Below are 24,832 nucleotides of genomic sequence, written 5' to 3'. Positions count from 1 at the left end.
CCATGTGGTATTCCATCTTAATTTTAATCAGAAAAGAATTGCAGGCGCTCTTTAGCACCACGCAAAGCATACGCATGTTGATCATGCCGGTAATTTTGCAGCTCCTGATTTTCCCGTTCGCGGCGACCTTGGAAGTGAAAAACAGCACGCTCGCTGTCTACAACGAAGATGGTGGCGCGGCCTCTATTGAATTAATTCAACGCCTGTCGGCAGCTAAAGCTTTTCCGACCGTAATTATGGTCACTAGCGAAGCGCAACTTAAAGAAGTGATCGACGATAAAAAAGCCCTACTCGCTTTGCGTTTCCCGCAGGATTTTTCGCGCCAAATGACCAACGGACAGCCAACCTTAATACAAGCCATTATCGACGGTCGCCGTTCAAACAGCGCGCAAATCGCTTTCGGTTATGCCCAACAAATCGTGCAGCAATACGCGCTAGAACAAAGCTCGCAAACGCAATTGCAAGCGATACCGGCGCAAATCAATGTCGAAAATTTATACAATCCCAATCTGGAATACCGCTGGTTTGTGCTGCCCTCGTTGATCTGCATCATCACCACCATCGGCTGCTTAACCGTCACCGCATTGTCGCTCGCGCGGGAACGTGAAGAAGGCACCTTTGAGCAATTATTGGTCTCACCGCTAACGCCGGCCTACATCATGGTGGGAAAAATGGTACCGGGAATTTTAGTGGCGCTGATGCAAGGAACGGTGATCGTGTTGGCCGCCATCTTTGTGTACCGAATTCCTTTTTCTGGCTCGGTTTGGCTTTTGTATTTATCGTTGTTTTTCTACGGGCTATCGCTCGCCGGATTTGGCTTATTGATTTCGGCTATGTGCTCTAGTCAGCAGCAGGCGTTTTTAGGCGTGTTTGGCTTTATGGCGCCCGCCGTGATGTTGTCAGGCTTTACTGCCCCGATTGAAAACATGCCGCCGTTTTTACAGGTGATAGGCGCGATCAATCCACTCAGCCACGCCATTGTGGCAATCAAAGGTATTTTCTTAAAAGGTTACACCTTCCAACAGACATGGCCGCAACTGTGGCCCTTGTTATTAATTGCCGCGGTGACGTTATCGTTGGCCTACACCATGTTTATTCGCAGGAGCGGACAATGAGATTGTCATCATTCAAACCAACTAAAACACCATTGCAATTAGCGATCCTTGGGCTACTGTGTTTAACTGGCTGCGCGGTTGGCCCAAACTATCAGCAGCCCGATTTGCACGGCAGCGTGCCGACACAATTTAATCAAATTGAAGGCAGCAATCTCGCTACAGCACCTGCCATCAATGACCGTTGGTGGCAGACTTGGAACGATGCAGCAATTACCCAATTGGTGGAACTCGCTTTAGCACGCAATCTAGATTTAGCGAGCGCCGATGCCAGCATCAAGCAAGCGCGCGCGCAACTGACGATGATAGATAGCAGTTACCAACCGCAGATCAATGCAGACGGACGCATCGGGCGAGATCAGTTCAGCAAAAATAGCGAAAACTTTGCCAACATCCCTTTTCCCAATCCTAAAATTGGTTTTACGGATTACCGCGTCGGTTTAGACGCCTCGTGGGAATTAGATCTATTTGGCGCGACCGCGCGTAGTGTGGAAGCCGGTAAAGCGCGGGTTGCTAGCATTGAATTACAACGTCAAGATTTGAGCTTACGTATCGCTGCCGAAGTCGTGCGCAATGTGATTGATTACCGCACATATCAAGCGCGGGTGAAAAACGCCGAAGCGATGCTGGCTGATAGCAAACAATTGCTTGAAATAGCGACGATCCAACAAAAAGCTGGATTGTTGTCCAACAGTGATTTGATGGACGCGCAGGTTGCCGTACACAATACCGAGGCAATGATTTCACCGCTCAAGTCGGCGGCTACCTCGACCTTGCTATCGCTAAGCGTTTTGGTAAATCAGCAGCAAGAACAAGTGAGTTCGATCTTGAGTTCTGCCAAATCTGACTCCATTGATGCCACAACAATTAACTCGATTGGCGTACCGTCCGACTTGTTATTACGCCGCCCCGATTTGCGCAGCGCCGAACGCCAATTGGCGGCGGCAACGGCAGATATCGGCGTGGCAGTCGCGGCACAATATCCGCAAATCAATCTGGTTGGCAATCTGGGATTGGACACCATTACACCGGGCAAATTAACCGATTTAGCCAGTCGCTATTGGAGCCTTGGGCCGCAACTTTCGATTCCATTATTGAACGGTGGGCGCTTATCCGCCCAAGTCAGCAGCAAAGAAGCCGCACGCGACGCCGCTATCGCCAACTACCGCCAAGCGGTTTTAGCGGCGTTTGCCGACACCGAATCCGCGCTAATCCGCTACCAGCGTGAGCAACAACGATTAGGCCAAATCCGAGCCGCCTACTCCGCGCAGCAACAACAATTTGGCTATGCAGAAAAGCGCTACCAATTAGGTGATACCAACTACGCTAACGTGCTGCAAGCGCGCCTACAACTAGCGCAACTGCACGATACCGAGCTAACTTCTCAACAAGCGTTAGGGGAAAATTTAACGGCGCTGTATAAGGCATTGGGCGGCGGTGTAGTCGGCGCACCAGAGTCCGCCAGCATTCGTCTGAAATAAGCTCTGCCGTAACAATTCAGGCGATGCAGAAGTAAAGAAAGATTGCCGAGCTGCGCGTGCAAGCGCTTGAAAAGCCTCGCAAATCAACCTAAGCTAAATCCAGCTCACTTTGATTGCGAGGCAAGTATGCGTAAGAATCCGCGTTGGCGTATCGTACTGACCGCTTTAGTCATTATTTCTATGCTCGGTTTTGCGCTCACCGCATTCTTTGGTCGCGCCACCACCACCTCACCAGCACCAATTCCGCCCAAATCGGAGATTCCCAGCAAGCCGCATTGATAAAGAGACGGCTAGCCAACGTTTATTTAACAGGATGCTTGGCATCAAACTCACTAATCTGCTTTTGTATTGAATCAAGCAAATCATTAGGAACAGTTAATGACAACTGGTAGTGCTGAATTTGCAAACCCGTTGGGGTCACGCTAATGACGCCCGATGCTTGGCAAATCCCCATCTGCGTGTTGAGCTGCTCGTCAAACCAGATAATGCTTTTATCGTCAGAAAAAGCGATGTTGCGCTTAATCGCATGAAATTCCCACGCCTTCTTGGCATCAAAATACGGCTTAGCCCAAGCCCGAAACGCTTCGCGCTCCCAACGCTCGGATTTGTCGGTACCGATATAGACGCCATGCAGCGCGATCTTGTCAAAATAGCGCGGATTCGCATGCGCCGCATCGTCGTGCCATTCGTCTAAAAATTGCGTTACTTGTTGGCGCAAAGCCGCGTCAGAAATGGCTGCGCCAGTCGCTGTTTGCGCTTGTGCTGACATAAATGAAAATAAGAAACCACAGATCAAGATTAGTTGTTTCATGACAATCACCCAATTATTAAAAACCAACATCATAATTCAATTGCCTGCGGGCAAAGCAAATATCAAAATAAATCGGAAAAATGGTTAAATTTTGTCCTATGCTAAATCAGATCGAACAGCGCCCCGTGATCAACACTCCGCAAAATGAGTGCAAATCATTATCAGACATCACAAAGGAAGCACTTATGTTACGCAGAGACTTTATCCAATCGGTGTTGGCGTCCGGATTAATGCTGTCGTCGGGCTTATCGTTAGCACAAAAGCCACCCACCACCTACACGCTCGATGGCACCGATATTTATGGCAAAAAGCTCAATCTCAATGATTTTGCGGGAATGACGGTGTTGGTCAGCTTTTTTACCTTTGACTGCGCGCTGTGCAGCGACGATTTGAAGCTCATGCGCGAATTCTATGTGCGCAATGTAAAGAATAAATTTATGTTATTGGGCGTCAATCTGGATTCCAATAAAAAGGATTTGGACGAGTACAACGAAATAACGACGCACGCCTATCCTAAAGATCAACGCTTTCCGACCGTGTGGCGCAATGCGCCGGGACACAAGGATAATTTTGGCGTCGTGGCAACCCAGCCAACTCACTTCGTGTTGGATCACAAGGCCCAATTAAAATTTAAACGCGAGGGCAAATTCCAACCCGACGATTGGGACAATTTGTGGTTATCGCTCTAGCAAAATAAAAGGCAGTTTTTATAGATCAAATGCACTCACCGTCGTTTGATCTATTTTTTTAAGATGTGTTGAATTTGCGCTTTCAAGGCAGGTAGAACATCGGTGCTAAACCACGGATTTTGCTTTAGCCAAATAGCGTTTCTAGGACTTGGGTGTGGCAACGGCAAAACGGTAGGCCAGTTTTTTTGCCAGTCCAGCACATGCCCCGTGACACTCGTATTGGCGCTATCTGGTAAATGCCACGCCAGCGCGTATTGGCCGATTACCAAAGTCAATTCGATATTGGGTAAATGCGCTAATAAGCGGTTTCGCCATTGCGGAGCGCATTCTTTACGTGGTGCTAGATCGCCCGATTTTGCGCTGCCCGGAAAACAAAAACCCATAGGCAACAAGGCGATCTGCGTGTCATCATAAAAAGTCTCCTTGCCAATTCCCATCCAATCCCGCAATCGATCTCCGCTGGCGTCATCAAACGGCACGCCGCTTTGATGCACCTTGTTACCAGGAGCTTGACCGGCAATTAAAATTTTAGCGCTACGATTGATTTGCACAATCGGTCTGGGGCCGTGCGGCAAATGTTCTTGGCAAAGGGTACAAGCGCGTACTTCTTTTAACAGCGCTGAAAGTGCTTGAGTTGCCATGGCTTTGTTCCCAAAAAGAGTAAATCACAAAAGCAAAAAATGGGCAGCCGATTTAGCTACCCACCTCGCCAGTATTAGCTGATATCAAACGGTAATGACATCACAGTTCAGAGGGCTTTCTGTTGGCGATAACTGTCCAGTTTTTATCGCCATCAGCAATACGGGTTGGCACGCTTTGCAACCAAATTGAACGGATTTTCGCGTCCAAATTTAAGTACAACTTACCGTCAACAATATCAAACTGCTCAGGATCAGCGACAAACTTTTTGCTCACTGACACACCGTAGGCGCAGTAGCCGCCGTATTGCGGTAAGAATTTTTCAGGATTGGCTTCAAAGGCTTTTTTGTTTTCTTCCGTAGCGAATAAATACGTCACGCCTTTAAGTTCCACCGTGTGATGACCGTTGCCGCGCTGTGGTTTCTCTTGGCTGAAATACGAGGTTAAATCGTAGCCACCCGCACCAACAACGTTGTCAGTAGTCGTGTCGGCAAAACTTGGCGCAGCGATCAGTAAAGCAAACAAGGTTGCTAGCGATAAGAATGTTTTCTTGATGATATGCATGGTGATACTCCTTTTATGGATTGGATTACGCGTTTAATTCTAAAGCGACGACAGGGAAATCAATTGCAGTTCTTGCCACGTTATTGGCGTAATTGCTAAATGTCATCGCGACCACGTTAGCAATAATTTCCAACAAATCGGATTCCGACAAACCGGCTGCTTTGAAGCCATCCAATTTGGCGACATCGACATGCCCACGCTGTTCGATTAGGGCGTGGGTAAAAGCAGCAATCGCCGCGTTACGTGGAGTATCGCCCTTACCAGCACGAGCGCTGAGCATTTGCTCGGCGGTCAAACCAGCGCCTTTGCCGATTAAGGTGTGCGCGCTAATGCAATAATGGCAGCCATTGGCTTGCGATGCCGCGACGGAAATCAATTCACGTTCCGCATGAGTTAAATTACCTTTTGCCAGCGCTTCGTTTTGCGCAAGATAGTTGTTTAATGCGCTGGGTGCTTTGGCTAGGGTCGAGTACAAATTAGGGATCATGCCAATCTTGGATTTAACCGCATTTAAGGTAGCGGCTGTAGTTGAATCGGCTTGATCAATGGCTAACGGTGCAATGGTTGTCATGGTAATTCCTTTGTAGGTTAATCTCTCGGGTTGAGCGACAGGACAGAGAATAAGCTACACTAACGCACGATTGTTAAACAAAAATCCTAATTTAAATGCGAATCGTCCAAAATGAATAATGATCCCCTCACCCCGCTACTGACCCACTTTAAAGCCCAAGCGCGGCTTTTTTACTCTGGCAATCTATGCGATGACGTCACCTTTGGCGAAGAACTCGGCACGGGATTTTTGCATTTACTCAAAGCCGGCAGCGTGACCATGCACGATTCGACCGGCTATGCGGTGACGCTAACTGAGCCGACACTGGTGTTTTATTCACGCCCGACCCAGCACCGTTTTTTGCCCGATCCACATAGCGGCGCCGATTTGGTGTGCGCCTCCATGCGCTTCGAACATAAAGCGTTTAATCCAATTTTATTTGCACTTCCTCCGCGCTTTGAATGTCCGTTGAGCGCGCTGACTGGTGCAGAGAATTTATTGAACCTGCTGTTTAGCGAAGCGTTTGATCAAAAGCCAGGGCGACAAGAGGTGTTGGATCGTTTGTTTGAAGTGTTATTAATCGATGTTCTGCGAGTGGTGTTAGCGCGCGCGGATACCGAACCGGGCTTATTACGCAGTTTGAATCACCCGCAAATTAGTAAGACCTTAGCGGCGATACATGCCAACCCTGCCCAAGAATGGTCGCTGGATGCGTTAGCACAATTAGCAGGCATGTCGCGCAGTAGTTTTGCAGCCGCTTTTAAATCCGAAGTGGGCGATTCTCCCGGCAATTACTTAACACGCTGGCGCATGACATTGGCCAAGAGTTTGATTCGTGAAGGAATGCCCTTAAAACTAGTCACCGAGCGCGTCGGCTACAACAGCCAAGCCGGATTTTTGCGGGCCTTTAAAATTGTGATGGGTGAATCGCCGACCAGTTGGAAAAATTCGGATTCGGTTTAACAACGTCAAACTTATTTAGTGATTTTGTCGAGCAATTCCGTGGTTTGTTTTTCTGCCATCACTTTGTAGGAATTATTGAGTTCAAATAATCGGTCTTGTAATAGCTCAGACAATTCAACGCAAATATCGCGTGAGCGGCGTAATTCTTCGATCAACTCTTGCCATAAAAATCGATCTTGTGGCGATGGTTTTAGCGGTTCCATAAGGCCGCTCCTGTACTTAACAATTTAGTCATGCGCTGCTTGATCTTGTCAGCGTGCTTCTGTGGAACTTTCCCTAACCATCGCGCGATTTGCTGCCACTCGGACGAAATCCACAGAACTGCTCAACGGCAACATTGATTAGATTGGTGGGATTTACCGTCCGAATCAAAACTAATAATAGTCAGCAGCTTCACAATTTACAAACACAATTAGCAAGTCAACGGTGTTGATTTAAATCAATACGCACAGCCCGACCTAGCCTAAATTTATCCATTAAGGGATGACAGAATCGCGGTGAAGTTAAGGAGAAATATATATTTTTCCGAAACACTATCTATCTGAGTTCGGTGGGCTATAACTTATGTAGTTGAGCTGAGTAACACATTAAAACCAAGAATAAACAAACCAACATCTAGCCGACGTAAATTGGGGTATTCCGGTATGAACGGTAGCCACAATGCAACACCAAATTGCCAACAAAACATAGCCTGATTCAGCTCAGGATTGTTGAGATCAGATCAACACAATTTGCGCACTACCCACCAATAGAATCGAGACATCTATGCGTACCAACTTGCCTGTCACCGATCGTGAACACGTTTTAGAAGATGGCAAAACCATCGTATCGACCACCGATATGAAGGGCAACATCACGTACGCCAATCCCTATTTCATTGAAATCAGCGGCTTTGCAGAACACGAACTACTTGGCGCGCCGCAAAATATTTTGCGCCATCCCGATATGCCGGTCGAAGCCTATGCAGATTTATGGGCCACGATTCAATCGGGTTTGCCGTGGTCAGGCATGGTCAAAAATCGCACCAAATACGGCGACTTTTATTGGGTATTAGCCAACGTCACACCGGTAATCGAGCAAGGCGCAATTTCAGGCTATATGTCGGTGCGCACCAAACCAACGCGCGAACAAATCAACCAAGCAGCGCAGCTCTACAAAGAGATTAAAGCCGGCAATTCCAACAAAATAGCGATGAAACAAGGTCAAGCTGTTAGCACAACTTGGTGGAGCAAAGTGGTGGCCTTACAAGACATGCCGTTAGCGAATCGGGTTGCGCTAAATTTAGGATTAATCACGCTGATCTCTGCGGCACTTTGCATCAAGGCGTTAATGACGGAGGCTCAATCGGGAATCGCTGTCGGCGCTGCAATCATTACGCTGCTGTCTTTGTATTTTTGGTACTCACTACAACACGCCATCGTGAGCCCGTTAAAGCACGCCACAGCGGCGGCTAAAATATTATGTGGTGGCGATTTAACCACGCGGATTGAATCGGATCGACACGATGACGTCGGACAATTGCTGCAATTAATTCGTCAGTTAAACATTAATTTAGCGTCCATCATTGGCGATATTCGGCTTAATTTTGAACAAATCGTCACCTCAACGAAAGAGGTTTCGCGCGGCAATATGGATCTGCAAGAACGTACCGAAACGCAGGCATCCAACCTTGAACAAACCTCAGCCAGCATGGAGCAATTAACGTCAACCGTCGAAAACAATTCCGCCAATGCGGCACAAGCCAATAAGCTTGCTCACGGCGTGACGGAACTGGCAGAAAAAGCCGGACACGCGGTCTCAGATGTGGTTGAAGCGATGGATGAGATCAATGCATCATCGAAAAAAATTGTGGACATCATTTCTCTCATTGATGGCATCGCTTTTCAAACCAATATTTTGGCGCTCAATGCCGCGGTCGAAGCAGCACGCGCTGGGGAACAAGGTCGCGGTTTTGCCGTAGTCGCCTCAGAAGTACGTAATCTAGCCCAGCGCAGTGCCGCGGCGGCAAAAGATATCAAGGGCTTAATTGGCATCTCCGTGGACAAAGTAAGCGATGGCGCGACGCGCGCGGATGAGGCAGGTAAAAACATGACCGAAGTTATCGGTGCCATTAAACAGGTGGCCGATATTATTTCTGAAATCAGCGCCGCCACACGTGAGCAAAGTGCCGGCATTAATCAGGTTAAGGACGCAATTTTGCAGCTCGATCAAGTCACGCAGCAAAATGCCGCCATGGTCGAAGAAGCCGCGGCCTCATCGACCGTGATGAGCGACCAAGCGTTGGTGGTGTTCAATACTTTGCAGGTATTTAAAATTGGAAAAGAGGCAGCGACATCTTCTGCGCCAAGAAAACCACGCCAATCTGCCATCAAAAACAGCGTAAGCGCGCAGCCCAAAATGCTGGCCGTGGAAACGCATTGAAGCGGCATCCAATCTGACCTAATAAACGGCAATAAAAACGCCCATCGAACAAGCAATATCGCTCGATGGGCGTTTTTATTTCAATTGGAGTTGTTTGTGCGATGAGTTGTACATTACAACAAACTACGCAATGCGCTGCGTAAATCGGGATAGCTAAAGCGGTAACCTTGCGACAGTAAATAGGCCGGTGTCACGCGCTGGCCTTCGAGCAATAAATCCGACTGTTCTCCCAACATCAGCTTCATCGGAAATCCGGGTGTTGGCATAAAACACGGGCGCGATAATAGACTCGCGGCGATCTTACTAAAATCGAGTTGCGACACCGCTTCAGGCGCACAAAAATTAATGCTTAACGAATCGCCTTGCTTGCCCCACAAAAATCCAATCGCACGCAAAATATCATCTACATGAATCCACGAAAACCATTGCCGCCCTGATCCGAGCGCGCCGCCCAAACCAAGCTTAATCGGCAACAACATCATCGGCAGCGCACCTTGTTGACCTAGCACCAAACCAAAGCGCATACAGGTCACTTGCACGCCACATTGCGTGGCTTGCTGAGCCTGCTTTTCCCACTCTTGGCATAACTCCGACATGAAGATCGCTTGAGGCGCCGCATCTTCAGCCAGAGCGCGATCATCGCCTTGGGCTTGAATGCCGTAATAACCAATTGCCGAGGCGGAAAATAATTGGCGCGGTTTATGATCGACGCGCGCAATCCAATCGGTGAGTCCTTTGGTCAGACCTATTCGGCTTTGGCGCAAAACAGCTTTTCTATTTTCCGTCCAGCGCCAACCCAAAATGCGCGCTCCGGCCAAATTGATAATCACATCAATCTTAGTTGAGCTGGGCAATTCATCCATGCTGCGAATTGCTTGCACCGAGGCGCCAAATAATTCGATCGCTTTACGGGGGCTGCGACTCAGCACGGTAACGTGTTGCCGATCCGCGATTAAGGCACGCACTAAATGTTGTCCGACAAATCCGGTCGCGCCGGTGACTAACACATGCTCGACTTGATCACTAAAATGAAATGCTGGAGGTTGAGATTGTGGTTGAGATTGCGCTTGCATGGTTCGCCTTTTTTGAAAACAGGAACATCAGGGAATTACTTTTTCTTGCTCGCTTTAACGCTGTTAGTGCGCTTAAAACAGGTCGCAATATGGTCATCCACCATGCCTATTGATTGCATATAAGCGTAGATGATGGTGGGCCCAATAAATTTAAATCCGCGCTTGGCTAAGTCTTTGGATATGCGCTCGGATAATTCTGTTTTTGGCGGTGCGTCTTTGTAGCTAGCAATGTGATTAACAATAGTTTTACCGTCCACAAATCCCCATAAATACGGGTCCAAGCCCCCTACTTCGTCGCACAAACGCAAATACGCTTGCGCGTTGGCGATGGTGGCGGCAATCTTTAATTTGTTGCGCACGATGCCTGGGTTAGCTAGTAATTCGGCTATTTTTTTATCGTCGTATTTGGCTATTTTTTTCGCATCCCATTGATCGAAGGCGGCGCGGTAGTTTTCGCGTTTATTGAGGATGGTTTCCCAACTCAAACCGGCTTGCGCGCCTTCCAAATTCAACATTTCAAATAATGTCGTTTCGTCATGACAAGGTACGCCCCAGTCGTGATCGTGGTAATGCAGGTAAAGAGGATTCGCTGGATTGGCCCAGCCGCAGCGGTTTATGGTCATTTCTGGCGTTTCTTTGGTGAAATATGAAACTGTATCACGGTCAGGAAGCGACTGGATTTATCCAATTCATCAGGCTTGAAGACGAATTCCTGTCACAAACTGGATTTAACATTGTTCTCAGCAGTTCGCTCTAGGATTTCTGTTATTGCGGCGAACTATTTTTACATCTGGACATAGTTAATTCACGGAATTTCTTATATATTTCTTCCACGCAATTTAATTTCTATTAAATTACTTATTTAACAATCTCTAAATAAACTCGTCGCTGCCGCTATTTATCTTGGAATGAATCATGACCGCTACCGTAACCCGCTTACCAGAGCTTGATAACGCCTCGCCAGAGCTTGCCACTACTGAACTCGCCAGCGCTGCGCCAGCTAACACATTACTTACCGCTGGCGCTATCACGACCAGCGCCGCGTTATTGGCAGCGTGCGGCGGTGGCGGTGGTGGCAGCGCGTCGAGCACTCCACCGTCGAGCACCACTCCACCGCCGGTAGTTACTACCCCAATTACCGATGCGCAGGCTTCGCGCTTTTTGGCGCAAGCTTCGATGGGTGCGACGCGCACTGAAATGAGCAAGGTGCAATCGTTGGGCTACGCCGGTTGGATTAATGCGCAAATGGCGCTACCGGCAACCACAAGCCGCTATGCTTGGCTGGTCGCTGCTGGTTTTAACAACATCACTTACAAGAATAGCGAATCGGGTTTTGACGCCTCCAATTGGAAAAAACTGATTAACTCACCCGACACGCTGCGCCAACGTGTCACACTGGCATTATCCGAAATTACCGTCGCAGCGATAGACGGATTAATCGGCGGTGGCTGGCGCTCGTTTGCTGCCGCAACCTATTTAGATTTATTGGAATCGCACGCCTTTGGTAACTACCGCGATTTGTTGGGACAAATTTCTACCAGCGCGCCGATGGGCGAATATTTAACCTTCCGCGGCAACGTTAAATACAACCCAACTACCGGCGCGATGCCGGACGAGAATTACGCGCGCGAAATCATGCAGTTGTTTAGCATTGGTTTAGTGATGCTCAATTTGGATGGCACGCCGCAGCTCGCCAACGGTCAACAAGTCGAGACTTATACCTTGACCGATATTACCGGTTTAGCGCGGATTTTTACTGGTTGGGATTTTGATTTGCAGGGCAAAGATACTTCGACGCCCGATTTCCTCAACCGACCAATGATTCAAATCGCCAGTCGTCATGAAACCGGCGCATCGACATTTTTAAACACAACGATTCCGGCGGGATTGGACGGTGCTACAAGCATGAACCAAGCACTGGATTGGATTTTTGCGCATCAAAACGTCGCGCCGTTTATCAGCAAACAGTTAATTCAAAAGCTGGTCACCAGCAACCCAAGCCCGGCCTATGTGCAGCGCGTGGCGACAGTATTTAATAATGACGGCAACGGTGTAAAAGGTAATCTGAGCGCGGTGATTTCAGCGATTTTGTTGGATACCGAAGCGCGCGCAGATGTCGCGGATGCCAGCAGCACCAGCTTTGGAAAACAACGCGAGCCAATATTACGGTTTACAACTTGGGCGCGCGCCTACAACGCCAATTCGCCTTCCGATGCATGGGCGATTGGTGACACCACCAATCCCGCCACCAAACTCGGTCAAAGTCCGCTGCGCTCACCGACCGTGTTTAACTTTTTCCGTCCCGGTTACGTTCCGCCCAATAGCGGCATTTCAAGTGCTTCCTTAGTCGCACCGGAATTTCAATTAACCAATGAGTCAAGCGTCGTTGGTTACGTGAACTTTATGCAAAATGCGGTCAGCAACGGGATTGGCGATATGAAAGCGGATTACAGCAGTCTGTTGCCGCTGGCCGACAATGCGCAGAATTTGGTCAATGAACTCAATACCGTGATCGCTGCAGGTCAAATCAGCGCCGCCAACGTGACCTTGATTGTCAACGCCATCACCTCTATGCCCAGCGGAACCGATCCAACACGCTATAACCGGATTTATGCTGCGCTCACCATGGTGTTGGCGGCACCAGAATTTATCGTCCTGAAGTAACACATCAGCACAACATAAAACAAAGGGAAGATCACATGTCCAATTCGAATTCAATGAACGCATCGCGCCGCGCGTTTTTACAGCGCGCATCGGCTCTCTCCTTAGCCGGCATTGCAACGCCATGGGCGCTTAATTTGGCGGCCATGTCCGAAGCGTCGGCCGCTGGCGCCACCGATTATAAAGCGATTGTGTGCGTGTTTTTATACGGCGGGAACGATTACGGCAATACGCTTATCCCCTATGACACTGCTAATTACAACCTGTACAACAGCATGCGCCCAACAATGGCCTACGCGCAAAGCGCCTTGACTGGAACGGTGTTAAATCCGCTCACCGCACCGGTTGATTCGGCTGGGGTAAGCCGTCAGTTTGCCTTAGCGCCGGAACTCGCACCTTTGCTGCCGATTTTTAACGCCAAGAAAATGGGTGTGATTCTCAACGTAGGCACGCTAGTCCAACCAACAACCAAAACGCAATACACCAATAAATCAGTACCCTTGCCGCCGCGACTGTTTTCGCATAACGATCAACAATCCGTTTGGCAATCGTCCTCGCCCGAAGGTGCTATTTCCGGCTGGGGCGGTCGTATGGGAGATTTATTTCAATCGGGTAATACCAACAGCACGTTTAGCTGCGTGAACGTATCCGGCAATGCCGTTTTCTTATCCGGCAAATCCGCGGTGCAATATCAAGTATCTACCAGCGGATCGGTGCCGTATAACGGCTTACAGCGTCCTTTGTTTGGTTCTGCCAATGCCACTGCGGCACTGCAGACGCTGCTCACGCAACCTAGCTCGCACTTACTGGAAAACGAATACATCCGGGTTATCAATCGGGCGATTTCTGCCAACACGGTATTGACCGGGGCATTGGCTACCGCGCCGACCATTAACACCGTTTTCCCGACCAATAATAATTTGGGCGATCAATTAAAAATGGTCGCACGCATGATTTCAACGGCCAGCACGATTGGTGCCAAACGGCAGGTGTTTTTTGTCTCGATGGGCGGCTTTGATACCCACGATGGATTGGTGACCGTGCATCCTGGATTATTAACCAACGTATCGAATGCGTTAGCCGCTTTTTACAATGCAACGGTTGAATTGGGCGTGGATTCCAACGTCACGACCTTTACCGCGTCCGACTTTGGTCGCACTTTGTCGGGCAATAACGATGGTTCTGATCACGGCTGGGGCAGTATGCATTTTGTCTTGGGTGGTGCAGTCAACGGACAAAAGTTTTATGGCACGCCGCCCATCGTCGCCAACAACGGGCCAGACGACGTAGGACAAGGTCGATTAATTCCAACTACGTCAGTGGATCAATATGCAGCAACGTTGGGAAAATGGATGGGCGCGTCGGATACCGACTTATTAAGCTTGCTGCCTAATCTGGCAAACTACAACGCCAGCACCCGCAACTTAGGCTTTGTCTAAGGCTAACGTCACCAAGTAGGTTTGGTGACGTACTTGGTCAAACCCAATCAGCACGCGGCGTGATTGACTGTCACTACATGCACGGCCAAACCACCAAGAGAAGTTTCTTTGTATTTGGCCTGCATATCAAAACCAGTTTGGCGCATCGTTTCAATGACTTGATCCAAGCTGACATGATGCACACCGTCACTGCGTAACGCCAATGAAGCAGCGGTAATGGCTTTCACCGCGCCCATGCCATTGCGCTCGATGCACGGGATTTGCACCAAGCCACCAATCGGGTCGCATGTCATGCCGAGGTGATGCTCAATGCCGATTTCGGCTGCCGTTTCGATTTGCTGATTGGTGCCACCCAACGCAGCCGTTAAACCAGCCGCAGCCATGGCGCACGCTACGCCAACTTCGCCTTGGCAACCAATTTCCGCACCAGAGATCGAGGCGTTTTTCTTACATAACATCCCGACCGCCGACGCCACCAGCAAGAAGTCGCGAATCCCGTTCACAGAATTAATTTGCTGGCAATCGTGCGAGTAATAGCGCAGTACCGCGGGGATAATTCCTGCCGCGCCATTCGTGGGTGCTGTCACGACGCGACCACCGGCTGCGTTGACTTCATTGACCGCCATCGCATACAGACTGACTTTGTGAATTGGGTCGTGCGGCAAACTGGCGGTGCTGTCTTGCGCGGTGCGCCACAATTTGGCCGCGCGACGTTTTACGTTTAAACCGCCGGGAAGAATGCCCTGATCGGTTAATCCGGTTTCTATGCATTGCGCCATCACTGACCAAATCGCATCCAACTCCGCGTTAAGTTCAGCTTCACCAGCATAAACAGACTCATTAGCGCGCATCATTGCGGCGATGCTTAAACCACTTTTTTCGCCATGCTCCAACAATTCGGCCATTGAGCCAAAAGGATACGGTTTGGCAATGGGTGCGACGCTGGATTCGTGACCCAACTCATGCTCGCTTTGGATAAAACCGCCGCCGGTAGAATAAAAAATTTGGCTAGTGACGCTGCCATCGCTGCGCGTAGCGGTGAATTTCAAGCCGTTCGGATGGCCCAATAAACTCTCTTGCATATGCCATTGCACATCGTCAGCAATCGAGAATGGAATGGCGTGCGTTCCCAGTAAGGTGATTGTTTTTGTCGCAGCGATTTGTGCAATCTTGGCGTCCATTGTTTCTGGAACGACGTCTTTGGGCGTTTCACCCAGCAAGCCGAGTAACACCGCTTTATCGGTCGCATGACCCAAGCCAGTCAGTGCTAAGGAACCGTATAAATCGACTTGCACATGCGTGACCGTATCGAGCTGTTCGCATTCCACTAAAAATCGACGCGCGGCGAGCATCGGGCCAACTGTGTGCGAACTGGATGGCCCGACGCCAATTTTAAATAAATCAATTACCCGCATGTCCATCGTTTTGTCTCCTAATGCTTTTTAGCTTTTCGTTTTAGTGAGAAATTGCAGAGTGTTCATTGCCAGCATTATCAGCATTACCAGCATTGCCAGAGTGCTTAAGCAGCCTTGGCTTCTAAGACGATGTTTTTCAACATATCGCTCACCATTTCAGGCAAGCCATGTTGCACCTTCCACGCCCAATCATCGGCAGCTTGTTGATCGTCCAAACTATCCGGCCAAGTATCAGCAATCGCTTGACGCGCATCGGGGCGGTAATTCACCACGAACTCAGGATGGTGACGTTTGATTTCGGCAGCGATTTGTTCTGGCGTGAAGCTAATGCCTGCCACGTTATAGGCGGAACGAATTTGGATTTTATCGGCGGGCGCTTGCATCAATTCAATCGTGGCGCGAATAGCGTCCGGCATGTAAATCATGGGCAAAGCAGTATCGGCACTTAAGAAGCAATCGTACGCTTCGCCACGCAAAGCGGCATGGAAAATCGCAATCGCGTAATCGGTCGTGCCACCACCTGGCGGCGACTTGTAGCTGATAATGCCTGGATAGCGGATACTGCGCACGTCCACACCGTATTTGGTGAAATAGTATTCGCACAAACGCTCGCCAGCTAATTTACTGATACCGTAAATCGTGGTGGGGTCCATGGTTGTCATTTGTGGCGTTTTGACTTGCGGCGTGTTCGGGCCGAACGCTGCGATCGAGGAAGGCCAGAACACCTGCAATGGCTTGCCTGCTTCGCCGCGCATACGCGCCAATTCTAAAATATTGAGCAAGCCGTCCATGTTTAAGGTCCACGCTTTGAGCGGTGCTTGCTCGCCGGTGACCGATAACAACGCCGCCAATTGATAGACTTCGTTGATCTCAAACTGCTGCACCACTTGCGCTAAACGCTCGGCGTTCAGCACGTCGATCTGTTGATAGTTGGCGGCGCCATACAAGCTGGTCGGCGAAATATCGGACGCGATCACATTCGCCACGCCATATTGCGCCACCAAGGCATCCACTAATTCGCAACCGATTTGCCCGTTTGCGCCAATGACTAAAATTCGTTTCATGTTTGTTCTCTACTTTATTTAATAATGTTCAGCTCGCGACCTGCTTGGGCGAATGCTGCCAATACAGTATTGATCTGCTCAGTGGTATGTGCCGCGGACAACTGCACCCGCACACGCGCTTGGCCCATAGGTACAACGGGGAAGAAGAAGCCCGAAACCAACACGCCTAATTCGTATAAACGCGCTGCAAATTGCTGTGCCACCGTCGCTTCAAACAACATCACCGGCACAACTGGGTGAGTACCCGGCTTGATGGTGAAGCCGAGTTGTTCGATCTCGCGGCGGAAATGTGCGGTATTGGCGTGCAAGCGATCACGCAATTCGGTGCTGCTAGAAAGTTGTTTTAATACCGCTAACGAGGCACCTGCAATTGATGGGGCCAAGGTATTGGAGAACAAATACGGACGGGATTTTTGGCGCAAAATTTCAATCACTTCACGACGCGCTGACACAAAGCCACCCATCGCGCCACCCAAGGCCTTGCCTAATGTGCCGGTGATGATGTCGATCCGTCCCATGACATTGTGATGCTCATGCGTACCGCGCCCAGTTGCGCCCATAAAACCGGATGCGTGACATTCATCGATCATGACTAAGGCGCCGTATTGGTCGGCTAAATCGCAAATTTTGTCTAACTGTGCGATCGTGCCATCCATCGAAAACACGCCGTCGGTAACAATGACTTTATGACGCTTTCCGGCAGCAGTGGCATCTTGCAATTGCTTTTCTAAATCGGCCATGTCGTTATGGGCATAGCGATAACGCGCGGCTTTGCACAAACGAATTCCGTCTATGATGGACGCGTGATTGAGCGCGTCGGAAATGATCGCATCGTCCGCATCAAACAAAGGTTCAAAGACGCCGCCGTTGGCATCAAAAGCCGCCGCGTACAAAATCGTGTCTTCGGTACCGAGGAACTGGGCGATTGCCTCTTCTAATTGTTTGTGCACTGTTTGGGTGCCGCAGATAAAACGCACTGAGGACAAACCATAGCCAAATTCTTCGGTGGCTTTGATCGAGGCTTGCACCATGCTCTCGTTTCCAGACAAGCCTAAATAGTTATTCGCACACATATTGATCAAGTGGCGTCCGTCACTGGCGACCACTTCTGCGCCTTGGCGAGAAGCCAGTACGCGCTCGACTTTGTACAAGCCAGCATCGCGCAAATCGGAGATGGTTTTTTGCAAACCACTGTAAAAAGCCGTTTGATGCGGCTGGGATAGGTTGTCGTGTGCGCTCATGTCGTGTCCTTGAGGGTGCTTGGCTTGTTAAATGGGCTCGGTAGTTCTGCTAACTAAGTACTTTAGTTGCGATTAAAGGGAAAACCAGCAAAATGATTACCCTGTTTTTTATAGCTCTGATAAGATCGCTAGCGTTTTCACTAACTATTTATCATTCCACTATCAAGAACTCAAGTTCAATATAATGGATTAGGCGAGATAATAAACAGTCTTATTTAACAAAGCAAGCGTTTCTAACGGCAAACGTATTTACTTATTACAACAACTACTTATGGCTAGAACCTCCCTCAAACCGGTCAGCAATACACCACCCGAAGTCGGTGCAACTTTGCAGCGCATGCGCTTAGAACGCGGCTTAACGCTGGAAGACTTATCGCGCACCGCTGGCGTATCCAAATCCATGTTGTCGCAAATCGAGCGCGAGAAAGCTAATCCGACGATCGCGGTTGCTTGGCGCTTAGCCAATGCATTAGGTGTTGATATTGCAGAGCTGTTAAGTTCTGAAGTCAAAAAAACCGACACGATTCGGATTCTGGAAGCGCACGAAACCCCAACCCTGCCAGGCGAACATGCGGGCTATGTTTTACGGATCTTGGGACCGATGGAATTAGCCGGTAAGTTTGAATGGTATGAATTGACCTTGGCCCCCAACGGCGCGCTGGTCTCCGGCTCGCACGATCCCGGCACAACCGAGCATTTGACGCTGTTGCATGGCAGCGTGGAACTCGAAGTCAATAACATTAAAAAGAAGCTCAAACTTGGCGCGACAGCGCGTTATGCCGCCGATTTACCCCATGCAATTCACAATATTGGCAAAAGCGAAGCCAAAGTTTTAATGGTGGTGATCCATCGCTAACAGACAATTAGGTAAAGGACTGTAAGTAATTGCTGTTTCGGGCGACTGATGTACCTCAAGACAAACTTTACCCACGTCGAGGTCACCATCATGAAACATCGTCCAATCATCGCTGCAATGTTAAGCGCACTATTTTTCGCCCAATTAATCCCCTACTCAGCGTGGGCCGGCGAAATGTGTAGCAAATCCAGTCCAACACATTCTGCGGCGCTATTAGAACTATATTCCTCCGAAGGATGCAGCAGTTGCCCGCCGGCTGATAAGCTATTAAGCCAATTGGCTACAGGCAGCGACGCCAACCTGTTGGTGCCCTTGGCGCTGCACGTGGATTACTGGGACTATCTCGGCTGGCAAGATCGTTTTGCCTCGTCGCAGTTCACCGCACGCCAACGCACATTGAGTGCCGCTGCCCATTCCAACACGATTTATACGCCGGAATTTTTTCTCAACGGTCAGGAATTTCGCGGATCAATGAGTGAATTGCGCGATGCGGTCGCGCGGATAAATCAACAACCGGCTAAGGCCAGTATCAAATTAAACCAAGAGCCTATCCTCGCTGATAAATTACCGCTTACCGTAACGGCCAACTCCAGCCAGGCGGGTACCGTATATGTGGCGCTTACCGAGCAAGGACTGGTCAGCAAGGTCAAGGCAGGTGAAAACGGCGGAGCAACACTGCATCACGATGCTGTCGCACGCGATTGGCTTGCAGCTTTTTCGTTCCCGGCCAACAAATCGATGACCAGCAAAGTCACACTAACGATTCCGACGGATGCCGTTGTTGCCAATTTGACGGTAGTTGGCTTTATCCAAGATCAAAGCGGCACAGTGTTACAGTCGATTAGATTGCCTGTTTGCCACTAAAAGCCGACAAAATAGCCTGATTTAGCTCAAAAAATATGTCGTTATTGCCGCAAGAAAAAATCCAAATGGTATTTATTCTCATTATCATTTAAAATAAGTCAAACAGGTTCTTGCTACAAAGTAAGTTGCACAACAACGTTATTCGACTAAATTAGCTCCATGACAATCATCGCATCGGATTCCGCCACCCTCACCCGCTCGCTCGATCAATTGAGCGTGGGCGAATCAGGGTTTGTGGGCAAAATCAACCAACTAAGCGCGGCGGTGGCCCAATTTGATCCCCATTTAGGGCGCCGCTTGATGGAAATTGGATTTATCCCCGGCGAGCCTTTGCAAGTCTTACACAAAGGTTTTTTTGGTGGCGAGCCAATTGCAGTGCGCATTGGTCATTCCACTTTCGCGCTACGCCGTTTTGAGGCCGCCCTGATTTCCGTCATTACTGATAAAAAATAATGCATACCGATTCCACGTTTTCACCTTTGGTGGCGCTTGTAGGCAATCCCAATTGCGGTAAAACAGCCTTGTTTAATCGCTTGACCGGCGCGCGCCAAAAAGTCGCTAACTTCGCCGGTGTAACAGTGGAACGCAAGATTGGCCGCTACATTGGGCAAACCGGCCGCGTTTGGCAAATCCTCGATTTACCCGGAACGTACAGCATTAACGCCAGCACGCCGGACGAGCAAATCACACAAGCAGTAATTACCGGCAAACATCCCTCCGAAACGATTCCAGATGCCTTAGTCTGCGTGGTCGATGCAACCAATTTACGACGCGGTTTGCGCATTGCGTTGGAATTAAAGTTGCTGAATTTGCCGATGGTGTTAGCCATCAACATGGTCGACGTAGCGCAAAGTCGCCAAATTAAAATTGATTTAGATGCGCTATCCAAAGCACTAGATATGCCGGTGGTGGAAACCATTGCAGTCCGCACTCAAGGCGAAGCCAAATTAGTCGCCGCCTTAGAACAATTGCCGATCAAGAGTAGCAAAAATCCCGCGATCGATTTAAGCGATACGCCGGTGTTAGAGCTACAAAGCCAAGTCAACGCGATCTTAGATGCTTGCGTCACCAACGTTGTGCCAGCCTCGCCTTGGAGCGAGAAAATCGACCGGATTATTCTGCATCCTATTTGGGGAACGGCTTTATTTTTGGGCTTGATGTTTTTGGTGTTCCAAGCCGTGTTCTCGTGGGCGCAAGTGCCAATGGACATTATTAAATCGACCGTGGAAGGCTTCGGCGAATTAGTCCAAGAAACGATGCCGGAAGGCGTGCTGCGCGATTTGATTACCCAAGGAATCATTGGCGGTAGTGGCGCAGTGCTGGTGTTTTTGCCGCAGATCGTGATTTTGTTCTTCTTTATTTTGGCCTTGGAAGATTCAGGTTATTTGCCGCGCGCGGCATTTTTGCTCGATCGTTTAATGGGCAGCGTAGGTTTATCGGGACGCGCTTTTATTCCGCTCTTGTCGAGCTTCGCTTGCGCCATTCCCGGCATCATGTCCACCCGCACAATTCAGAACCCGCGCGATCGACTCACCACAATTATGATTGCGCCCTTGATGACTTGCTCGGCGCGCTTGCCGGTGTATGCCTTAATCATTGCGGCGTTTATTCAAGAAAAAACTGTTTTGGGATTCCTGAGTTTGCAGGGTGTAGTGTTATTCATTCTGTACTTAGCGGGCATTTTGTCGGCCATGGCAGTCGCTTGGTTTTTAAAGCCCAAGAACAAAAATACCCATGCGCTGTTATTAGAATTACCGGATTACCGCTGGCCTAATTTGCGTAATTTAGGCTTAGGTTTATGGGAACGCATTCGCATCTTCGTCACCCGCGTTGGAACGATTATCTTGGCCTTGATGATTCTGTTGTGGTTCTTGAGCAGCTTCCCCGGCGCACCCGAGAATGCGACACATCCGGCGATTTATTACAGCATTGCCGGTTTGCTTGGACGCGCTTTAGAAGTCGTATTTGCCCCGATTGGCTTTAACTGGCAAATCTGTATTGCCTTGGTCCCCGGCATGGCGGCGCGCGAAGTGGCGGTGGCCGCGCTGGGAACGGTGTATTCCTTGTCACAACACGGCGATAATTTGGCCGATACATTGCAACCCTTGATCGCGCAATCCTGGAGTTTGCCAACCGCCCTGTCCTTGTTGGCCTGGTTTGTGTTCGCTCCGCAATGTATCGCAACGCTCAGCGTGGTTAAGCGTGAGACCAATTCGTGGCGCTATCCGCTAATTATGTTGGGCTATCTATTTGGTTTAGCCTATTTGGCCTCATTTATCACCTATCACGTCGCCTTGTATTTTTTAGGCTAAGTGAGAGAAGCTAAACGAAGAAATCTGAACGAAGGAGTTCGCTATGCAAACGTTCATCACCAGTTTAATTATTATTGCGGCAACGTTATACACGCTCAACCGCTGGTTACCGTTTCGCCTAAAACAACGCTTGTGGCAACTCGTCGGCAAACAAAAAACCATCATCCCCATTAACGTTGCCAGCAACGTTGGCAGCAATGGCGGCAGCGACTGCGGTTCCTGCTCATCGTGTGGCAATTGCGGAAGCGGCAACAACACTATCAAAATCATAAAAAAATAATCATTGCTTATAGCAAACATCGATCTTGTGCACTAAGCTATAGTAACTGTGCGCTCCAACCAACTTGATGCTATTGCAACTATGCAAAATATAATATTTGATAAAACTGATAAAGGCCGAGAAGAAATCATCACTCGCAAGTACCGTCTAGCGAGCCGCTTACGCACCTTACTTGTTTTAGTCGATGGCAAACACGATAGCGACGACTTGCTCAGAAAAGTCGCTGCAATTGGCTTAAATCAAGCCAGCTTGGACGAGTTAGAGCAGCAAGGCTACATCCAGCGCCAAAATTCCGCGGCAGTCGTCATAGAAACCACCGAAGATTTCGGCAACAGCCAAATTAACAGCACCGAGCTAATCCAAGTGCTGTACGACTTTTACACCGAATCGATTAAACAAAACCTTGGTTTGCGCGGCTACAACCTGCAATTTATCGTCGAACGCGCCGCCACCCTGCAAGATTTCCACGATTTGCGCGCACCGTTTTTGGACACGATCAACAAAGTCCAAACAGAAAAGAAAGCGCTCGAAATCCGCGATCAGCTCGATGAATTATTGAGCATCATGCCAGTGCATCCGATGCGCCGATAATCTGCCTTCGCGCTTTCATCCTTTTCCCGCTTACTGACGAAAAAACTGTTCGAGCATAACTTGCTCGTCCGTCGATAAAGTCATATTCGGCGGCATCCGATGTGCGCCAGCGCGCTCCGACAAGCGAAATAAAATTTCATCCGCCAATGTTCCCTTTGCAGCGTAAGGAAGCTTAAGTTTTTGGCGCAGCAGCGCCGGATTATTAAACGGAATCGGCGGCGCAACGCCCGTTGTGTGGCAACCGGCACAAAGCAGCAACAACTCTGTTACACGCTTTGGTGCAGTGGTGTTTTTTTCCGCAAACGCTATCTCTGGCAAGCCGCTGGGCTTTTGCTCCCAAACGGGTAATTCTTTCGGTGTTTGCTGCGCTAACTTGCCGATGCTGCGCTTTTCCAAATAGGCGCAATACTTATTTTTATCCGGGTAAGAATGGTAGTAAAAAGCGTTGATTAAGTCCTTGTCTGTCGCGGCTATTTTGGCAAGCAAGCGCTGTTCTAGTTTCGATTGAACGGCATCAATGGCACTGAAATCTGCCGCGTTTTTTTCAAGCTGCATGCTCCATTCGCTGGTATCAATACGCAAACCAAATTCCGCGATGAAACGAAAATCAAGTAGCGAATTATTCTTCGACATCCCATTACCGCTCGATTTACTCACTAATTCGCGCGCATTTTTTCTGGCGATTTCGCGTGCTAAATGAAGCTCATCGGAGCGACTAAATTGTTGATAAGCTGGCGCGGCAACCATTTGCCAGTTTGAGGGGAAATAGTCACTGACGCTCGCGCAGTTATTACTTAACGACGCTAACAGCGCATACGAAAACGCTTCAAAGTTTGGACTTTCTGTCACCTGATGCGCGATCCGTTCAAGATTCATGCGGCTCAACAATTGAGTCAACTGGGCATTGGGCGACTCGGTGTCACGACCGCTGTAAGTCGCCGCATGCGTAGGCGCGAAAGTATCGCGCTCACGCCAAATATCGACGCGCTCCAAAAATCGATAGCGCGGATGCGTCGCTTGCTGTGCCAAAAATTCTGTCATCCCGTCAATTTCCGCAGCCGACAACGGCTCACGATAGCGCTCGCCATACATACCTGGCCAAACCGGTGGCGAATCCCAAATCGGACGCACTTGTTGGCCGTGACAGGCGATGCATTTATCGGGATTTTTACTGGAAAACTGCACGTGTTTTGGGTTGTCGCCTTCTGTGCTGGCGCTAGCAACAGGAAAAAGAATTTCTTGATAACTAAAGGTCTTACTGAGTTCATTAAACTCTGCCAATTCCAGCGCATTAAATCCAACTTGTTCAGCGCTGCCATTAAATGTCAGAATAAATTTGGCGTTATTACCAAATAGGATCACGCGCGGGTTGAGGTAAGTTGCGCTCTGCAAGCTGCGACTATGAAACGCCAAGGCGTAGTGCGAACGAAAACTAATGGGCAAATACGGCAAGACTTGTTCAACCGATGTGAGCTGTTTAGCACGGATCAATTGCTCCATCCCAGACAAACTCAGCACAGGATCGAATTTGTTGGTCTGAGCGCAGGCGTTCCCGCTCAGCATTAGGCAAGCCAGTACAAGGGAGGTCGTCCAGTGACGAAAAAGCATGATTTGCGCCCAAAATCGGCCAGTAATAGAGCTTTAGCTTAGCGACGGAATCGGTAAAATCAATCCGATAGATACAAATCAAAATGAAAAAAGTCGCAAATATATGTCAACCCGCCCTAGTTATTAAAGCCAGATTTACTACACTGAAATATCTTCCCCACATTGCGGCCTGACTATACAGGTCGTTTTTAATTGGAT

General features: G+C 49.1%; 25 protein-coding genes. 14 read left to right on the top strand and 11 right to left on the bottom strand.

Annotation, left to right across the window (positions count from 1 at the left end):
- Positions 1 to 2: 2 nt before the first annotated feature.
- The 3 genes from E2I14_RS02150 (at position 3) to E2I14_RS19245 (ending at position 2,872) form a co-directional block, all read left to right on the top strand.
- Positions 3 to 1,115 carry an ABC transporter permease gene (locus E2I14_RS02150; RefSeq protein WP_133324960.1) on the top strand — a complete coding sequence of 371 codons (1,113 nt, stop codon included), beginning with the start codon at positions 3 to 5 and terminating at the stop codon, positions 1,113 to 1,115.
- Positions 1,112 to 2,593, top strand: coding sequence for an efflux transporter outer membrane subunit (locus E2I14_RS02145; RefSeq protein ID WP_165967727.1), 1,482 nt, complete (start codon positions 1,112 to 1,114; stop codon positions 2,591 to 2,593). The genes E2I14_RS02150 and E2I14_RS02145 overlap by 4 nt, the downstream gene beginning before the upstream one ends.
- 126 nt (positions 2,594 to 2,719) lie before the next feature.
- Positions 2,720 to 2,872, top strand: coding sequence for a hypothetical protein (locus E2I14_RS19245; protein ID WP_165967726.1), 153 nt, complete (start codon positions 2,720 to 2,722; stop codon positions 2,870 to 2,872).
- A 22-nt stretch (positions 2,873 to 2,894) separates the two neighbouring features.
- Here E2I14_RS19245 and E2I14_RS02140 read toward each other — a convergent pair whose 3' ends face one another.
- Complete coding sequence (locus E2I14_RS02140) at positions 2,895 to 3,404, bottom strand: nuclear transport factor 2 family protein (protein ID WP_133324956.1); 510 nt, start codon at positions 3,402 to 3,404, stop codon at positions 2,895 to 2,897.
- Positions 3,405 to 3,589: 185 nt separating this feature from the next.
- On the opposite strand from E2I14_RS02140, the gene E2I14_RS02135 reads away from it, so the two are divergent.
- On the top strand, positions 3,590 to 4,093 hold the full coding sequence (locus tag E2I14_RS02135; protein WP_165967725.1) for a peroxiredoxin family protein: 504 nt from the start codon (positions 3,590 to 3,592) through the stop codon (positions 4,091 to 4,093).
- A gap of 50 nt (positions 4,094 to 4,143) precedes the next feature.
- Here E2I14_RS02135 and E2I14_RS02130 read toward each other — a convergent pair whose 3' ends face one another.
- The 3 genes from E2I14_RS02130 to E2I14_RS02120 form a co-directional block, all read right to left on the bottom strand.
- Complete coding sequence (locus tag E2I14_RS02130) at positions 4,144 to 4,734, bottom strand: uracil-DNA glycosylase family protein (RefSeq protein ID WP_133324952.1); 591 nt, start codon at positions 4,732 to 4,734, stop codon at positions 4,144 to 4,146.
- A 100-nt stretch (positions 4,735 to 4,834) separates the two neighbouring features.
- On the bottom strand, positions 4,835 to 5,296 hold the full coding sequence (locus tag E2I14_RS02125; RefSeq protein WP_133324950.1) for a YHS domain-containing (seleno)protein: 462 nt from the start codon (positions 5,294 to 5,296) through the stop codon (positions 4,835 to 4,837).
- Between the two features lie 25 nt (positions 5,297 to 5,321).
- Positions 5,322 to 5,867, bottom strand: coding sequence for a carboxymuconolactone decarboxylase family protein (locus E2I14_RS02120; RefSeq protein ID WP_133324948.1), 546 nt, complete (start codon positions 5,865 to 5,867; stop codon positions 5,322 to 5,324).
- Positions 5,868 to 5,978: 111 nt separating this feature from the next.
- Between E2I14_RS02120 and E2I14_RS02115 the strand changes: the two genes are divergently transcribed.
- Positions 5,979 to 6,809, top strand: coding sequence for an AraC family transcriptional regulator (locus E2I14_RS02115; protein WP_133324946.1), 831 nt, complete (start codon positions 5,979 to 5,981; stop codon positions 6,807 to 6,809).
- Between the two features lie 11 nt (positions 6,810 to 6,820).
- Here the strand turns inward: E2I14_RS02115 and E2I14_RS02110 are convergent, their stop codons facing one another.
- Positions 6,821 to 7,012, bottom strand: coding sequence for a hypothetical protein (locus E2I14_RS02110; protein WP_133324944.1), 192 nt, complete (start codon positions 7,010 to 7,012; stop codon positions 6,821 to 6,823).
- A 562-nt stretch (positions 7,013 to 7,574) separates the two neighbouring features.
- Here E2I14_RS02110 and E2I14_RS02105 point away from each other — a divergent pair.
- A complete protein-coding gene (locus tag E2I14_RS02105) occupies positions 7,575 to 9,230 on the top strand; it encodes a methyl-accepting chemotaxis protein (RefSeq protein WP_133324942.1) in 1,656 nt (551 codons plus the stop codon).
- 113 nt (positions 9,231 to 9,343) lie between these two features.
- Here the strand turns inward: E2I14_RS02105 and E2I14_RS02100 are convergent, their stop codons facing one another.
- Positions 9,344 to 10,303 (bottom strand): TIGR01777 family oxidoreductase, encoded by a 960-nt coding sequence (locus tag E2I14_RS02100; protein ID WP_133324940.1) that lies wholly within the window; start codon positions 10,301 to 10,303, stop codon positions 9,344 to 9,346.
- Between the two features lie 35 nt (positions 10,304 to 10,338).
- Complete coding sequence (locus E2I14_RS02095; RefSeq protein ID WP_133324938.1) at positions 10,339 to 10,926, bottom strand: DNA-3-methyladenine glycosylase I; 588 nt, start codon at positions 10,924 to 10,926, stop codon at positions 10,339 to 10,341.
- Positions 10,927 to 11,218: 292 nt separating this feature from the next.
- Here E2I14_RS02095 and E2I14_RS02090 point away from each other — a divergent pair, with 292 nt between their 5' ends.
- Together E2I14_RS02090 and E2I14_RS02085 are read left to right on the top strand one after the other, a co-directional pair.
- Positions 11,219 to 12,967: a DUF1800 domain-containing protein gene (locus E2I14_RS02090; protein ID WP_133324936.1), complete on the top strand. Its 1,749-nt coding sequence runs from the start codon at positions 11,219 to 11,221 to the stop codon at positions 12,965 to 12,967.
- A gap of 35 nt (positions 12,968 to 13,002) precedes the next feature.
- A complete protein-coding gene (locus E2I14_RS02085) occupies positions 13,003 to 14,403 on the top strand; it encodes a DUF1501 domain-containing protein (protein ID WP_227544556.1) in 1,401 nt (466 codons plus the stop codon).
- A 47-nt stretch (positions 14,404 to 14,450) separates the two neighbouring features.
- On the opposite strand, the gene E2I14_RS02080 is transcribed toward E2I14_RS02085, so the two are convergent.
- From E2I14_RS02080 to E2I14_RS02070, 3 genes are all read right to left on the bottom strand, one after another.
- Positions 14,451 to 15,824 carry an L-serine ammonia-lyase gene (locus E2I14_RS02080; RefSeq protein ID WP_133324934.1) on the bottom strand — a complete coding sequence of 458 codons (1,374 nt, stop codon included), beginning with the start codon at positions 15,822 to 15,824 and terminating at the stop codon, positions 14,451 to 14,453.
- Between the two features lie 98 nt (positions 15,825 to 15,922).
- A complete protein-coding gene (locus tag E2I14_RS02075; protein ID WP_133324932.1) occupies positions 15,923 to 16,882 on the bottom strand; it encodes an NAD-dependent epimerase/dehydratase family protein in 960 nt (319 codons plus the stop codon).
- Positions 16,883 to 16,896: 14 nt separating this feature from the next.
- Positions 16,897 to 18,123, bottom strand: coding sequence for a glycine C-acetyltransferase (locus tag E2I14_RS02070; RefSeq protein ID WP_133324930.1), 1,227 nt, complete (start codon positions 18,121 to 18,123; stop codon positions 16,897 to 16,899).
- Between the two features lie 271 nt (positions 18,124 to 18,394).
- Here E2I14_RS02070 and E2I14_RS02065 point away from each other — a divergent pair, with 271 nt between their 5' ends.
- The 6 genes from E2I14_RS02065 to E2I14_RS02040 all read left to right on the top strand — a co-directional run bounded on the left by E2I14_RS02065 (position 18,395) and on the right by E2I14_RS02040 (position 23,026).
- Positions 18,395 to 18,979 carry a helix-turn-helix domain-containing protein gene (locus E2I14_RS02065; RefSeq protein WP_133324928.1) on the top strand — a complete coding sequence of 195 codons (585 nt, stop codon included), beginning with the start codon at positions 18,395 to 18,397 and terminating at the stop codon, positions 18,977 to 18,979.
- A gap of 90 nt (positions 18,980 to 19,069) precedes the next feature.
- Entirely contained in the window at positions 19,070 to 19,843 is a 774-nt protein-coding gene (locus E2I14_RS02060) for a DUF1223 domain-containing protein (RefSeq protein ID WP_165967724.1), read from the top strand.
- Positions 19,844 to 20,002: 159 nt separating this feature from the next.
- Positions 20,003 to 20,296 carry a FeoA family protein gene (locus E2I14_RS02055; protein WP_133324924.1) on the top strand — a complete coding sequence of 98 codons (294 nt, stop codon included), beginning with the start codon at positions 20,003 to 20,005 and terminating at the stop codon, positions 20,294 to 20,296.
- Positions 20,296 to 22,155 carry a ferrous iron transporter B gene (feoB, locus tag E2I14_RS02050; protein ID WP_133324922.1) on the top strand — a complete coding sequence of 620 codons (1,860 nt, stop codon included), beginning with the start codon at positions 20,296 to 20,298 and terminating at the stop codon, positions 22,153 to 22,155. The genes E2I14_RS02055 and feoB overlap by 1 nt, the downstream gene beginning before the upstream one ends.
- A gap of 43 nt (positions 22,156 to 22,198) precedes the next feature.
- Positions 22,199 to 22,435: a hypothetical protein gene (locus E2I14_RS02045; RefSeq protein WP_133324920.1), complete on the top strand. Its 237-nt coding sequence runs from the start codon at positions 22,199 to 22,201 to the stop codon at positions 22,433 to 22,435.
- An 81-nt stretch (positions 22,436 to 22,516) separates the two neighbouring features.
- Positions 22,517 to 23,026, top strand: a complete 510-nt coding sequence (locus tag E2I14_RS02040) for a hypothetical protein (RefSeq protein ID WP_133324918.1) — start codon at positions 22,517 to 22,519, stop codon at positions 23,024 to 23,026.
- 30 nt (positions 23,027 to 23,056) lie between these two features.
- On the opposite strand, the gene E2I14_RS02035 is transcribed toward E2I14_RS02040, so the two are convergent.
- On the bottom strand, positions 23,057 to 24,634 hold the full coding sequence (locus tag E2I14_RS02035; RefSeq protein ID WP_133324916.1) for a hypothetical protein: 1,578 nt from the start codon (positions 24,632 to 24,634) through the stop codon (positions 23,057 to 23,059).
- Positions 24,635 to 24,832: the final 198 nt, after the last annotated feature.

Source organism: Sapientia aquatica (genome assembly GCF_004358105.1).
Lineage (GTDB): Bacteria > Pseudomonadota > Gammaproteobacteria > Burkholderiales > Burkholderiaceae_D > Solimicrobium > Solimicrobium aquaticum.
The sequence above is the reverse complement of the archived record's forward strand: the minus strand, read 5'-3'. Positions and strand labels throughout refer to the sequence as shown.

Bases quoted from the DNA above. Each gene is read 5' to 3' on its own strand.
- E2I14_RS02125 (WP_133324950.1), bottom strand. From the start codon at position 5,296: ATGCATATCATCAAGAAAACATTCTTATCGCTAGCAACCTTGTTTGCT.
- E2I14_RS02065 (WP_133324928.1), top strand. From the start codon at position 18,395: ATGGCTAGAACCTCCCTCAAACCGGTCAGCAATACACCACCCGAAGTC.
- E2I14_RS02120 (WP_133324948.1), bottom strand. From the start codon at position 5,867: ATGACAACCATTGCACCGTTAGCCATTGATCAAGCCGATTCAACTACA.
- E2I14_RS02085 (WP_227544556.1), top strand. From the start codon at position 13,003: ATGTCCAATTCGAATTCAATGAACGCATCGCGCCGCGCGTTTTTACAG.
- E2I14_RS02040 (WP_133324918.1), top strand. From the start codon at position 22,517: ATGCAAAATATAATATTTGATAAAACTGATAAAGGCCGAGAAGAAATC.
- E2I14_RS02110 (WP_133324944.1), bottom strand. From the start codon at position 7,012: ATGGAACCGCTAAAACCATCGCCACAAGATCGATTTTTATGGCAAGAG.
- E2I14_RS02045 (WP_133324920.1), top strand. From the start codon at position 22,199: ATGCAAACGTTCATCACCAGTTTAATTATTATTGCGGCAACGTTATAC.
- E2I14_RS02055 (WP_133324924.1), top strand. From the start codon at position 20,003: ATGACAATCATCGCATCGGATTCCGCCACCCTCACCCGCTCGCTCGAT.
- E2I14_RS02070 (WP_133324930.1), bottom strand. From the start codon at position 18,123: ATGAGCGCACACGACAACCTATCCCAGCCGCATCAAACGGCTTTTTAC.
- E2I14_RS02095 (WP_133324938.1), bottom strand. From the start codon at position 10,926: ATGACCATAAACCGCTGCGGCTGGGCCAATCCAGCGAATCCTCTTTAC.
- feoB (WP_133324922.1), top strand. From the start codon at position 20,296: ATGCATACCGATTCCACGTTTTCACCTTTGGTGGCGCTTGTAGGCAAT.
- E2I14_RS02105 (WP_133324942.1), top strand. From the start codon at position 7,575: ATGCGTACCAACTTGCCTGTCACCGATCGTGAACACGTTTTAGAAGAT.
- E2I14_RS02090 (WP_133324936.1), top strand. From the start codon at position 11,219: ATGACCGCTACCGTAACCCGCTTACCAGAGCTTGATAACGCCTCGCCA.
- E2I14_RS02115 (WP_133324946.1), top strand. From the start codon at position 5,979: ATGAATAATGATCCCCTCACCCCGCTACTGACCCACTTTAAAGCCCAA.
- E2I14_RS02150 (WP_133324960.1), top strand. From the start codon at position 3: ATGTGGTATTCCATCTTAATTTTAATCAGAAAAGAATTGCAGGCGCTC.
- E2I14_RS19245 (WP_165967726.1), top strand. From the start codon at position 2,720: ATGCGTAAGAATCCGCGTTGGCGTATCGTACTGACCGCTTTAGTCATT.
- E2I14_RS02035 (WP_133324916.1), bottom strand. From the start codon at position 24,634: ATGCTTTTTCGTCACTGGACGACCTCCCTTGTACTGGCTTGCCTAATG.
- E2I14_RS02130 (WP_133324952.1), bottom strand. From the start codon at position 4,734: ATGGCAACTCAAGCACTTTCAGCGCTGTTAAAAGAAGTACGCGCTTGT.
- E2I14_RS02075 (WP_133324932.1), bottom strand. From the start codon at position 16,882: ATGAAACGAATTTTAGTCATTGGCGCAAACGGGCAAATCGGTTGCGAA.
- E2I14_RS02145 (WP_165967727.1), top strand. From the start codon at position 1,112: ATGAGATTGTCATCATTCAAACCAACTAAAACACCATTGCAATTAGCG.
- E2I14_RS02100 (WP_133324940.1), bottom strand. From the start codon at position 10,303: ATGCAAGCGCAATCTCAACCACAATCTCAACCTCCAGCATTTCATTTT.
- E2I14_RS02135 (WP_165967725.1), top strand. From the start codon at position 3,590: ATGTTACGCAGAGACTTTATCCAATCGGTGTTGGCGTCCGGATTAATG.
- E2I14_RS02140 (WP_133324956.1), bottom strand. From the start codon at position 3,404: ATGAAACAACTAATCTTGATCTGTGGTTTCTTATTTTCATTTATGTCA.
- E2I14_RS02060 (WP_165967724.1), top strand. From the start codon at position 19,070: ATGAAACATCGTCCAATCATCGCTGCAATGTTAAGCGCACTATTTTTC.
- E2I14_RS02080 (WP_133324934.1), bottom strand. From the start codon at position 15,824: ATGGACATGCGGGTAATTGATTTATTTAAAATTGGCGTCGGGCCATCC.